Source organism: Streptomyces sp. NRRL S-378 (assembly GCF_000720645.1).
Taxonomy (GTDB): Bacteria; Actinomycetota; Actinomycetes; order Streptomycetales; family Streptomycetaceae; genus Streptomyces.
In genome coordinates this window covers 79,543-91,522 of sequence record NZ_JOBX01000001.1, presented here as the reverse complement: position 1 = coordinate 91,522, position 11,980 = coordinate 79,543, and the positions used below count along the sequence as shown (strand labels likewise).

Here is an 11,980-nt window from a genome sequence, read left to right as displayed (position 1 = left end):
CCCTGGAACGTGGTTCAGGCGCGCCGCGTACGGGCGGTGCGGGGCCGGGCAGTGGTGGTCGGGGCCGGGGTGCCGCCTTCGGTGGCCGGGGGCGGTTCGGGCGCGGCGGCTCTCCGGTCGGCCGTCTGGGAGAGCCGGACGAGCCGGGCTTCGCAGTGGTCGAGCCAGCGCGCCTCGGCCTCGGTCTGGAAGATCAGCTGTTCCAGGACGAGCAGCCAGGCGACGTCGTCGCGTTCGCGGGACTGCCCGCTCTCGAGCGCCGCGAGCGCGGTGGCCTTGAGCCGGGTGTAGTCCTGCATCGCGCGGATCGTGGCGTGCCGCTGGGACTGGATGACGGCGCGGATGTCCACGCCCGTGGAGCCCACGGCCATGGCGAGCTTGATGGCCAGCTCGTCCCGGGGCGGGTTGGCCCGGTCGACGGGGCGCTCGTACCACTCGCGCAGTTCGGCGCGCCCGGTGTCGGTGATGGCGTAGAGCGTGTGGCCCGCGGCGTCCTCGCCGTCGGGCGCGACGAGGCCGTCGCGTTCGAGCCGGGCGAGGGTCGTGTAGACCTGCCCGACGTTGAGGGGCCAGGTGGAGCCGGTCCGGGATTCGAACTCGGTGCGCAGCTGGGAGCCGTACCGAGGACCCCGTTCCAGGAGGGCGAGCAGCCCGTGGCGGATCGACATACTCGGTATGTATACCGAGTATGTTCACGCTCGGCAACCATCGCCGGGCCGGGCCCGGGACGGATGGCGGGCCTATGCGCTCCGGCGCAGCCGTACGCCCAGATAGCCCAGACCCAGTCCCATCAGGGCGAATCCGGTGCCCAGCGGCAGTATGTGCGCGGCGAGGTCCGCGGCGCGGTCGTTCGGCTCGGTACCGAGCGCGCTGACGCTGTCACGCGCTGTGGGATCGGCCGCGGCCGCGGGATGCGACGCCGGGGGCGGGGGCTGGGGCAGGGGTGCGGAGGGCGGCGCGGGCGGCGGTGTGGGCTCGGTGCGCGGGCGCACCGGCAGCGGCCGGGAGGCGATGAGCAACTCGGGATTGGCGGGTTCGCCGGCCGGTCGGCCGGGCCGCTCGCGGCCCACCCCGGCGGCGCTCCCCGCCAGCTCCTCCCGGGCGCCGTCGCCCTCGCCCTCGTCGGCCTCGGTGGCCGCGGCGCGCACCGCGGTCCGGGCCGGGGCGGCCGCCGGGGCGTAGCCCGGCCGGGCGGCGTGCGGCGCGCCCCCTCCGGCCCGGTGGGCGGGGGTGAGCGGCCCGGCGTACGCGGAGGCGGCGGGCGCGAGGGCGGCCGCGGTCAGCGCGGCGCAGGCCAGCCAGTGCGACGGGCGGAAGCCTTGGATCACGGGGAGCCCCTCCCGTCCCGAGCGACCGGCGTGTTCGCTGGAGTCAGCGATGTGCGCTCAGATTTACATAGTGGGGCAAAACCGGCATCCCGGACGCCCTATCGGGTGCCCGGGACGCCGGTGTGTCGTGAAGGCCGCGCCGTACGGCCGCTCCGGCTACTCCGGATTGCCGGTGGACACGGTGAGCGTGTACTCCGTGCCCTCCTTGTTGATCTTCTCGCCGGCGGCCGGGGACTGGCTCAGCACCGTGTCCTTGCCGTAGACGGCCTCGTCCTTGGGGACGATCGTGTACTTGCCGCCCGAGGCCTGGATGCAGGCCTTCACCGACAGCAGGTTCTTGTACTTGAGGTCCGGCGCCGAGTACTTGCCGGCCTCGCTGTAGTGCTTCACCGGCTCCGAGCACTTCTTCGGGTCGATCGTGCGCGAGACGTCGGGCCCCTTGAACCCGGCCTTCGCGGACGCGGACGTCGAGGCACCCGGATCGGCCGTGGTGCCGCCCTTGTCCTTGTCGTTCCCGTTCATCGAGATCGCCGCGATGAGGCCGCCGACGGCCAGCAGCGCCACCACGACCGCGCCCACGACCACCGAGGTGTTCCGCTTGCCGCCGCCGGAGCCGGACGGGCTCGCCGTGCCCGCCGGGGAGATCACGTACGGGGGCGGGGTCTGCGACGCGTACTGCTGCTGCGGCGGGGGCGTGTGCGGGTAGGCGTAACCGCCGCCCTGCGCCACGTGCGGCTGCGGGGCGGGCGTCGGCGCGTACGGGGCCGGCGTGGGGGTGTGGGGCGCCTGGTAGGGCTGCTGCACCGACTGCGGCGGGGCCTGGAGGCCGGACTCCACCGGGGGGAACACGGCCGAGGACACCCCCGCACCGCTGCTCAGGGGCCCCTGGCCCTGCACGATGACCGGCGCGCCCGTCTGCCCGGAGCCCAGCACCCGCGCGACCTCGTCGCCCATCGCCGCGGCCGTGGGGAAACGCTCGTTCGGGTTCTTCTTCAGCGCGCGCGCCACCAGCGCGTCCATCGCGGGGGTCACCGACCGGTTGATGGAGGACGGGGCGACCGGCTCCTCCTGCACGTGGGCGTACGCGATGGCCAGCGGCGAGTCTGCGTCGAACGGGAGCCGCCCCGTCAGCAGCTGGAAGAGCATGATGCCGACCGAGTACAGGTCGGACCGGGCGTCGACGCCGCGGCCCAGGGCCTGTTCGGGCGAGAGGTACTGCGGGGTGCCGACGACCATGCCGGTCTGCGTCATCGAGGTGACCCCCGACTGCATGGCGCGGGCGATGCCGAAGTCCATCACCTTCACCACGCCGCGCTTGTTGACCATCACGTTGCCGGGCTTGATGTCACGGTGGACGAGCCCCATCTCGTGGCTGGTCTCCAGGGCGGCCAGCACGTCGGCCGTCACCTTCAGCGCCTTGTCCGCCGGCATGGCCCCGTACTGCCGGATGTCCGCTTCGAGCACCGAGCCGAGCGGCTTGCCCTCCACGTACTCCATGACGATGTACGGCATCACGGCGCCGTCGTCCGGGCGGCCGCCGCCGAACGTCACTTCGCCTTCACCGGTGTCGAAGACCGAGACGATGTTCGTGTGCGACAGTTTCGCTACAGCCTGGGCCTCGCGGCGGAAGCGCTCGCGGAAGGACTGCTCCCGCCCGAGGTCGCTGTGCAGGGTCTTGATGGCGACCTGCCGGTCGAGCGCCGAGTCGTACGCCAGGTACACGGAGGCCATGCCGCCCGCCCCCAGCAAGTCCCTTAGCTGGTAACGGCCACCGGCCAGAGAGCCGCCCGCGTACTGGCCCTGAGTGCCGTCCTGGCTCATGACTGTTGCTTCCCCTCGGGACGTGTCCCCGCGCCTCCGGCCGGGCACGGCTGGCGCCCAGTCTGCCCCAGGGCAAGCACACGTCAAGCCAGGTGCCCGTTCCGTGACCACACGTGCACAGGGTGGCCTTGTCCGAACGGTGACCGGTTCGGAGGCTGTAGCGTTCACCGGAGAACCACAGAAGAGGACTACCGCGCAGCGGCGGCCGAGAGAGACGACGGCGAGGACTGATGGCACCCGAACCCGAGGGAAACGGCGCCGGGATGACCGACGGTCCTGAGCACTGGGGCGACGGCGGCCTGGTGGGCGACGGCCGTTACCGGCTGACGCACCGACTGGGCCGCGGCGGCATGGCGGAGGTGTTCGCCGCCGAGGACGTGCGCCTGGGCCGCACCGTCGCCGTCAAGCTGCTGCGCGCCGACCTCGCCGAGGACCCGGTGTCCAAGGCCCGCTTCACGCGCGAGGCGCAGTCCGTCGCCGGACTCAACCACCACGCCGTCGTCGCCGTGTACGACTCGGGCGAGGACCGCGTCGGTCCGAACACCGTCCCGTACATCGTCATGGAGCTGGTCGAGGGCCGCACCATCCGCGATCTGCTGATCAGCGCCGAGGCCCCGGGGCCGGAGCAGGCGCTCATCATCGTCTCGGGCGTGCTCGAGGCCCTCGCCTACTCGCACCAGCACGGCATCGTCCACCGCGACATCAAGCCCGCGAACGTGATCATCACCGACGCCGGCGCCGTGAAGGTGATGGACTTCGGCATCGCCCGCGCCCTGCACGGCGGGCAGGCGACGATGACCCAGACCGGCATGGTCATGGGCACCCCGCAGTACCTGTCGCCCGAACAAGCCCTCGGCAAGGCCGTCGACCACCGCAGCGACCTGTACGCGACCGGCTGTCTGCTCTACGAACTCCTCGCCCTGCGCCCCCCGTTCACCGGTGAGACCCCGCTCTCCGTGGTCTACCAGCACGTCCAGGACGCCCCGGTGCCGCCCTCGCAGCTGCCGGAGGGCCACCACATCCCGCAGGAGCTCGACGGCCTCGTCATGCGCTCCCTCGCCAAGGACCCGGACGACCGGTTCCAGAGCGCCGAGGAGATGCGCGGGCTGGTCCAGTACGCGCTCCAGATGCTGCACGACCAGGGGCCGAACACCGGCACCTGGAACACCGGCCCGGTCACCATGTCGCTGCCGCACGGGCGCGGCGGCGTCGCCGCCACCACGGCCATGCCGCCCGTGGGCGGGAGCGGCGGGCAGCGGTACGTCTCCAACGCCTCGACCTCGCAGTTCCAGCAGCCGATGGTGCCGCCGCTGAACCCGGACGACGGCACGGCCTTCCCCGGCGCCCCCGGGGGCCAGGGCGGGCACAGCGGCGGGTACGAGGTCTACGACGACCGGGGCGGCAGCGGCGGCCGCTGGAAGATGTGGCTGTTCGCGGTGCTCGCGGTCGTCGCGATCGCGGGCGGCGTGGCCTACGCAGTCAACGGCGGGAACGGCGGCGGTGGCAAGGGCGGCGAGAAGCAGGACCCGGGGACGAGCCAGACCGCCCCCAGCGCCAAGCCGAGCGCGTCGGACTCGCCGAACAACCCCACCCACTCGCGCCAGCCCACGGACAACACGCCGACGAACAACGACAACCTGCCGGCCCCGACCCGTACCCGGACGCAGACCGCCTCGCAGCAGCCCACGGCGACCGCGACGCAGTCGGCGACCGCCACGGCGACCAAGAGCGCGACGGCGACGGCGACCGCCACTCCGACCAAGACGGCGACGGCGACCACCGCGCCGACCAAGTCCCAGCCGCCGCCGGGGCCCGACAGCGCGGAGTGAGGACCGGACGGGCCCGTCGGAATTGCATTCCGCCGGGCCCGTCGGCGTACGACGGCAGGTCAGCGGGCGTGCTGGGACAGCCGGTCGGGAATCCCCTTCCGCTCCCCCTTCCCGCTCCCGTGCCCGCTCCCGTCACCGTTACCGTTCCCGCTCCCGGAGAGCGTGCGAACGGTGATGAACTGGGGTTCGATGCCCAGGTAGACCGGTTCGAACACCTCACCGTTCACGAAATGCGGACCCGGACCGAAGAGTTCCAGTTCTGTCGCGGTCGGCTCCACGAGCTGGGCCGTTCCGGTGAACTGCACCGACCGGAGCGGAGCGTCCGGGGAATTGAAATGCGCGGGTACGCGACCACGCTTCCGTTGCGGCCTGCTAGCGCTTCTCGGCCTGCAGGCGGGCCACGTAGGCGGCGGCCTGGGAGCGGCGCTCCATGCCCAGCTTGGAGAGCAGGCTGGAGACGTAGTTCTTGATGGTCTTCTCCGCCAGGTGCAGGCGCTCGCCGATGACGCGGTTGGTCAGGCCCTCCCCGATCAGGTCGAGGATCTTCCGCTCCTGCTCGGTGAGGTTCGCGAGCCGGTCGTCGCCCCTGCCGCCCGTGCCGTCGCGCAGCCGCTCCAGTACGCGGGCGGTGGCGACCGGGTCCAGCAGCGACTTGCCGGCGGCGACGTCACGCACGGCGTTGAGCAGCTCGTTCCCGCGGATCGCCTTGAGCACGTAGCCCGAGGCGCCGGCCATGATCGCGTCGAAGAGGGCCTCGTCGTCGGCGAACGAGGTGAGCATCAGGCACTTGACGTCCTCGTCCTGGGAGCGCACCTCGCGGCACACCTCCACGCCGCTGCCGTCCGGCAGCCTGACGTCGAGAACGGCCACGTCCGGGCGGGTGGCGGGAATGCGGACCAGGGCATCGGCGGCCGTCCCGGCCTCTCCGACGATCTCGATGTCGTCTTCGACCGACAGCAGCTCGTGGACGCCCCGACGGACCACTTCGTGGTCGTCCAGGAGGAATACCTTGATTTTTCCGTCTTCGCGCACGAAGTCAGTTTCACACACTCACCCCTTCCCTGCCGGAGTTACCCGGGATAACGTGCCGTTGTTCCCGGCCCCTGCAAGGCTGTGACCAGTGGTTGTTCCCGCCGCTGCGGATTTACTTGGAAATCCAAGCAAAAACGCAGGTCAAACGGGGTTTCGCAGTTATGCGGCGCACTGGGTAACGTGCATTGCGCAGGGCACTCGCCGGGACGCCTGTCACGCCTGAATCCCGTACGCGACGCGCACCCACCCCGTGCGCTCGTTACGGATGCAGGTGAGCCGCACTGGACCCCGGAGAACCCGGGTGCCGGACCGACGGAGGAGCACAAGTGACCGTGGAGAGCACTGCCGCGCGCAAGCCGCGACGCAGCAGCGGCACCAAGCGGGCGGCAGGTGCGGCGAGCGCCGCCAAGCCCGCCGCTGCCACCGCGCAGACGCAGGACGCTGAACCTCAGCTCGTACAGCTGCTGACGCCTGAAGGGGACCGCGTCGACAACGCGGAGAACGCGGAGTTCGCCCCCTTCGTCGCAGACATCACCACCGAGGACCTGCGCGGCCTGTACCGCGACATGGTCATGACCCGCCGCTTCGACGGTGAGGCGACCGCCCTGCAGCGTCAGGGCGAGCTGGGCCTGTGGGCCTCGCTCCTCGGGCAGGAGGCCGCGCAGATCGGCTCCGGCCGGGCGCTGAACGACGCGGACTACGTGTTCCCGACCTACCGCGAGCACGGCGTGGCCTGGTGCCGCGGGGTCGACCCGACCAACCTGCTCGGCATGTTCCGCGGTGTGAACCACGGCGGCTGGGACCCGAACCTGAACAACTTCCACCTCTACACGATCGTCATCGGTTCGCAGACGCTCCACGCGACCGGTTACGCGATGGGCGTGGCCAAGGACGGCGCCGACGCGGCCGTGATCGCCTACTTCGGCGACGGCGCGTCCAGCCAGGGCGACGTGATGGAGGCCTTCAACTTCTCCGCCGTCTACAACTCCCCCGTGGTGTTCTTCTGCCAGAACAACCAGTGGGCGATCTCCGAGCCGACCGAGCGCCAGATGCGCGTGCCGCTCTACCAGCGCGCTCAGGGCTTCGGCTTCCCCGGCGTCCGCGTCGACGGCAACGACGTGCTGGCCTGCCTGGCCGTGACCCGCTGGGCCCTGGACCGGGCGCGCCGCGGCGAGGGCCCGACCCTGGTCGAGGCGTTCACGTACCGCATGGGTGCGCACACCACCTCCGACGACCCGACGAAGTACCGGCGGGACGAGGAGAGGGCGGCCTGGGAGTCCAAGGACCCCATCCAGCGCCTGAAGGCCCACCTGCTGGCCACCGGGGGCGCCGACGAGGCGTTCTTCGAGGAGCTGGAGGCCGAGAGCGAGGCCATGGGCAAGCGCGTCCGCGAGGCCGTGCGCGCCATGCCCGACCCGGACACCATGGCGATCTTCGAGAACGTCTACGCGGACGGGCACGCGCTCGTCGACGAGGAGCGCGCCCAGTTCGCCGCCTACCTCGCGTCCTTCGAGGGTGGGGAGTGACCACCATGGCCATCGAGAAGATGTCGATCGCGAAGGCGCTCAACGAGTCGCTGCGCAAGGCCCTGGAGCAGGACCCGAAGGTCCTGATCATGGGTGAGGACGTCGGCAAGCTGGGCGGTGTCTTCCGGATCACCGACGGTCTGCAGAAGGACTTCGGCGAGGAGCGGGTCATCGACACGCCGCTCGCCGAGTCGGGCATCGTCGGCACCGCCATCGGCCTGGCCCTGCGCGGCTACCGGCCGGTCGTGGAGATCCAGTTCGACGGTTTCGTCTTCCCCGCGTACGACCAGATCGTCACGCAGCTCGCGAAGATGCACGCGCGCGCCCTGGGCAAGATCAAGATGCCGGTCGTCGTGCGCATCCCGTACGGCGGCGCCATCGGCGCGGTCGAGCACCACTCGGAGTCCCCGGAGGCGCTCTTCGCGCACGTCGCGGGCCTGAAGGTGGTCTCCCCGTCGAACGCCACCGACGCCTACTGGATGCTCCAGCAGGCGATCCTCAGCGACGACCCGGTGATCTTCTTCGAGCCGAAGCGCCGCTACTGGGACAAGGGCGAGGTCGACACCGAGGCCATCCCGGGCGAGCTGCACAAGTCGCGCGTGGTGCGCGAGGGCTCGGACCTCACCCTGGCCGCCTACGGCCCGATGGTGAAGGTCTGCCTGGAGGCGGCGGCCGCGGCCGCCGAGGAGGGCAAGTCGGTCGAGGTCCTGGACCTGCGCTCGATGTCCCCGGTCGACTTCGACGGGATCCAGGCGTCGGTGGAGAGGACCCGCCGGCTCGTGGTCGTCCACGAGGCGCCGGTCTTCCTCGGCGTGGGCTCGGAGATCGCCGCCCGCATCACGGAGCGGTGCTTCTACCACCTGGAGGCCCCGGTGCTGCGCGTGGGCGGTTTCCACGCGCCGTACCCGCCGGCCCGCCTGGAGGACGAGTACCTGCCGGGCCTGGACCGGGTGCTCGACGCCGTCGACCGCTCGCTGGCGTACTGAGGAGCCACGTTCCATGACCATCCGCGAATTCAAGATGCCCGACGTGGGCGAGGGCCTCACCGAGGCCGAGATCCTCAAGTGGTACGTCCAGCCCGGTGACACGGTCACCGACGGCCAGGTCGTCTGCGAGGTCGAGACGGCCAAGGCCGCCGTCGAGCTGCCGATCCCGTTCGACGGCACCGTGCACGCGCTCCTCTTCGAGGAGGGCACCACGGTCGACGTCGGCCAGGTGATCATTTCGGTGCAGACCGCCGGCGCCGCCGCCGACGCCCCGGTCCAGGAGGCCGCCGCGCCCGTCGCCGAGGCCGCCCCGGCGGCTCCGGCCGCCGAGGAGCCGGTCGCCGAGGCCCGCCAGCCCGTGCTGGTCGGCTACGGCGTCTCCACCGCCTCCACCAAGCGCCGCCCGCGCAAGGCCCCGGCGGGCACGGCCGCGCAGAACGGCACGGCGGCCCCCGCCGCTGTTCCGGCCGCCGCGCCGGTGCTCCCCGCGGTCCCGGCGCAGCCGGCCGGTGAGCGTCCGCTGGCCAAGCCGCCCGTGCGCAAGCTCGCCAAGGACCTCGGCATCGACCTGGCCTCGGTGGTGCCCACCGGTGACGGCGGGGTCGTGACCCGGGAGGACGTCCACGCGGCGGCCGCCGCGGCGATCACGCCGCAGGCCGCGTCCGCGGCGGCGGCCCCCGTCGCGCCGCAGGCCCAGGCCCCGGTGGCCGAGGCCGCCGCGGCCCTCCCGGCGGCCGACCCGTCGGCGCGGGAGACCCGTATCCCGGTCAAGGGCGTCCGCAAGGTCACCGCCCAGGCCATGGTCGGCTCGGCCTTCACCGCGCCGCACGTCACCGAGTTCATCACCCTCGACGTGACCCGCACGATGAAGCTGGTCCAGGAGCTCAAGGACGACCCGGACCTCGCCGGTCTGCGGATCAACCCGCTGCTCCTGATCGCCAAGGCCGTCCTGGTCGCCATCCGCCGCAACCCGGACGTCAACGCGTCCTGGGACGAGGCGGCCCAGGAGATCGTGCTCAAGCACTACGTCAACCTGGGCATCGCGGCGGCCACCCCCCGCGGGCTGATCGTCCCGAACATCAAGGACGCCCACGCCAAGACCCTGGGCGAGCTGTCGGAGTCCCTGTCCTCGCTGGTCGCCACGGCCCGCGACGGCAAGACCTCCCCGGCCGACATGCAGAACGGCACGATCACCATCACCAACGTCGGCGTCTTCGGCGTCGACACCGGTACGCCCATCCTGAACCCGGGCGAGTCCGCGATCCTCGCGGTCGGTGCGATCAAGCTCCAGCCGTGGGTCCACAAGGGCAAGGTCAAGCCCCGCCAGGTCACCACGCTGGCGCTGTCGTTCGACCACCGTCTCATCGACGGCGAACTCGGCTCCAAGTTCCTCGCCGACATCGCGGCGGTCCTGGAACACCCGCGCCGACTGGTCACCTGGTCGTAGCGACGCAGCGACGTAGCGACGCAGCGGACACGGATCCGGACACGGACACGTACCCGAGCGCGACACCGATGGCCGGTCTCCCCCCGAGGAGGCCGGCCATCGGCCGTCCCCGCGGCGGTAAAGCCCTGGCCGGAGCCGTCGGACCGTGTGATCATCGGCGGATGATCTTCCGCGCCGCCACCTCGGATCCCGCAGACCTGGACCGTGTCACAGCCCACCCGGCACACGGCCCCGTTCCCGCCCTGACCGCCGGGAGGATCCGCGAGGAGCTCGCCGCGAACCGGATCCGCCCCGAGTGGATCCGGACCGCCGAGGACGAGGACGGGCGGATCCTGGCCCGCGCCGTCTGGTGGGGCCGGGCCGACAGCGAGCAGCCGATCGCGCTCGACTGCCTCCAGGTCGCGGCCGGGGTGGCCGACCCGGCCGGGGTCGCCGCCGGGCTGCTGGACGCCGGTCACGCCGCCTTCGGCGGGATCCCCGGCTACAACATCTCCCTGCCCCGCGGCTGGCGAGCCGACCCGGAGCTGGCCGCGGCGGTCGCCTGGCGCCGGGAGGCCGCGCACCGGACCGGGCTGACCCGCGAGATCGAGCGGCTGCGCTACGAATGGACCCCGGCCGCCGGGACGGCGGAGCCCACCGGCCGGCTGGTCTTCCGCGAGGGCACCGACGAGGAGATGCTGGACGCCTTCGCCCGGCTCTCCCGCGGCAGCCTCGACCTGGCCACCCAGCACGAGCTGGAGCTGATGGACGCCGAGCAGCTGGCCCGCGAGGACTTCGACTTCTACCTCGGCTGCCCCGGCCAGCGCTCCTGGTGGCGCCTGGCCCACCTGCCCGACGGCCGCCTCGCCGGTCTGGCCGTGCCCTCGGCGACCCCGTACCACCGCAACGTCGGTTACCTGGGCGTCGTACCGGAGCAGCGCGGCCGGGGCCTGATCGACGAGGTCCTCGCCGAGATCACCCGCTTCCACGCGGCGGCGGGCGCCGAGCGCATCACCGCGACCACGGACACCGTGAACCTGCCGATGGCCGCGGCCTTCGACCGGGCCGGCTACGAGGTCACCGAGATCCGCCTCGTGCTGGAAGCCGCCGAGCGGTGAACTGGGCCGACCTCGTCCCCGGCCCCCCGGCCCTCGCGCCGTACTACGACGAGGTGCCCGCGCTGACGGGCGTCCGGCTGAGGTCGGTGCACGCGGACGGCTGGGGCCCGGGGGTCGTCCTGCGGCTGGACCTGCCGAGGTTCCCCGACCGCTGGGAGGGCGGTCCCGGGGACACGATCCAGTGCCAGATCGGCTTCACGCACGTCGAGGACTTCGTGATGGAGGGCTGGCGGCCGCCGGTGACGGCGGACGTCCGGCTCACCGGACTGCCCCGCAACCGGCTGGCCGTCCGCGTCACCGCGCCCGGCACCGAGGTGTCCTTCACCGCGGTCGCCTCGCTGTCGCTGGGCGGTATCGGCGTCTTCACGCGCGACGCCGACGGCGGGGACGGCGGGCCGCGCCGCCACGTCCGGCCGCTCTTCGACCGGCTGTACCCGGTGCTGCCGCCGACCCACGTCAACGCCTTCTACGAAAGGGCCTGATGAGCCGCGCACCCTGGCCCGAACTCGCGGCGCTCTACGACACCCCGCCCGAGCTCTCCTCCTGCCCCCTGTACTACGTGCACGTCGACGAACGGGACACCTCCGTCACCCTCGGTTTCGAGACCGCGCGGCTGCCCGACCACCCCGAGCCGGACTGGGAGCGCGGCACCTACAACACCCTGCGCTTCTTCGTCGTGTTCACGGGCGTGGAGCACCTGTGCATGACGGGTCTCGCCGCCGGGCCCCCGGACGGCTGCGACCCCGTACGCCTCGACGCCGGCGGCGGCGGGCGCCTGCGGGTCACGGTGACCGGCCCGAGCCGCAGCCTGAGCTTCTCCGCCGCCGCCTCCGCCGTCACCCGCACCCGCGTCTGCCTCCAGGGCTCCTTGTGAGCGCGGCCCCCACCCCCGGGAGGTAACCTGCCGCCCGGGG

The 11,980-nt window shown here is 72.3% G+C and carries 12 protein-coding genes; 7 read left to right on the top strand and 5 right to left on the bottom strand.

Annotated features, from left to right (window positions below; genetic code table 11):
- Window positions 1–14 precede the first annotated feature (14 nt).
- From IH80_RS0100465 to IH80_RS0100455, 3 genes are all read right to left on the bottom strand, one after another.
- A complete protein-coding gene (locus IH80_RS0100465; RefSeq protein WP_051808587.1) occupies window positions 15–668 on the bottom strand; it encodes a PadR family transcriptional regulator in 654 nt (217 codons plus the stop codon).
- A 72-nt stretch (window positions 669–740) separates the two neighbouring features.
- On the bottom strand, window positions 741–1,328 hold the full coding sequence (locus IH80_RS40520; RefSeq protein ID WP_051808585.1) for a hypothetical protein: 588 nt from the start codon (window positions 1,326–1,328) through the stop codon (window positions 741–743).
- 156 nt (window positions 1,329–1,484) lie between these two features.
- Entirely contained in the window at window positions 1,485–3,149 is a 1,665-nt protein-coding gene (locus IH80_RS0100455) for a protein kinase domain-containing protein (RefSeq protein WP_030956677.1), read from the bottom strand.
- A gap of 230 nt (window positions 3,150–3,379) precedes the next feature.
- Between IH80_RS0100455 and IH80_RS0100450 the strand changes: the two genes are divergently transcribed.
- Window positions 3,380–4,978, top strand: coding sequence for a protein kinase domain-containing protein (locus tag IH80_RS0100450; protein WP_030956675.1), 1,599 nt, complete (start codon window positions 3,380–3,382; stop codon window positions 4,976–4,978).
- 59 nt (window positions 4,979–5,037) lie between these two features.
- Here the strand turns inward: IH80_RS0100450 and IH80_RS45220 are convergent, their stop codons facing one another.
- Both IH80_RS45220 and IH80_RS0100440 read right to left on the bottom strand, forming a co-directional pair.
- Complete coding sequence (locus tag IH80_RS45220) at window positions 5,038–5,283, bottom strand: hypothetical protein (protein WP_051808583.1); 246 nt, start codon at window positions 5,281–5,283, stop codon at window positions 5,038–5,040.
- A gap of 67 nt (window positions 5,284–5,350) precedes the next feature.
- Window positions 5,351–6,010 (bottom strand): response regulator, encoded by a 660-nt coding sequence (locus IH80_RS0100440; RefSeq protein WP_030956673.1) that lies wholly within the window; start codon window positions 6,008–6,010, stop codon window positions 5,351–5,353.
- Between the two features lie 326 nt (window positions 6,011–6,336).
- On the opposite strand from IH80_RS0100440, the gene pdhA reads away from it, so the two are divergent.
- The 6 genes from pdhA (at window position 6,337) to IH80_RS0100410 (ending at window position 11,940) form a co-directional block, all read left to right on the top strand.
- A complete protein-coding gene (gene pdhA, locus IH80_RS0100435; protein WP_030956672.1) occupies window positions 6,337–7,536 on the top strand; it encodes a pyruvate dehydrogenase (acetyl-transferring) E1 component subunit alpha in 1,200 nt (399 codons plus the stop codon).
- A gap of 5 nt (window positions 7,537–7,541) precedes the next feature.
- Complete coding sequence (locus tag IH80_RS0100430; RefSeq protein WP_030956671.1) at window positions 7,542–8,522, top strand: alpha-ketoacid dehydrogenase subunit beta; 981 nt, start codon at window positions 7,542–7,544, stop codon at window positions 8,520–8,522.
- A gap of 13 nt (window positions 8,523–8,535) precedes the next feature.
- The gene (locus IH80_RS0100425; protein WP_030956669.1) at window positions 8,536–9,969 is read left to right on the top strand and encodes a dihydrolipoamide acetyltransferase family protein; all 1,434 of its coding nucleotides are present in this window, start codon (window positions 8,536–8,538) and stop codon (window positions 9,967–9,969) included.
- Window positions 9,970–10,130: 161 nt separating this feature from the next.
- Entirely contained in the window at window positions 10,131–11,066 is a 936-nt protein-coding gene (locus IH80_RS0100420; RefSeq protein ID WP_030956667.1) for a GNAT family N-acetyltransferase, read from the top strand.
- Window positions 11,063–11,548, top strand: a complete 486-nt coding sequence (locus IH80_RS0100415; protein WP_051808581.1) for a hypothetical protein — start codon at window positions 11,063–11,065, stop codon at window positions 11,546–11,548. Before IH80_RS0100420 ends, IH80_RS0100415 begins: the two co-directional genes overlap by 4 nt.
- The gene (locus IH80_RS0100410; RefSeq protein ID WP_030956664.1) at window positions 11,548–11,940 is read left to right on the top strand and encodes an Imm50 family immunity protein; all 393 of its coding nucleotides are present in this window, start codon (window positions 11,548–11,550) and stop codon (window positions 11,938–11,940) included. The genes IH80_RS0100415 and IH80_RS0100410 overlap by 1 nt, the downstream gene beginning before the upstream one ends.
- Window positions 11,941–11,980: the final 40 nt, after the last annotated feature.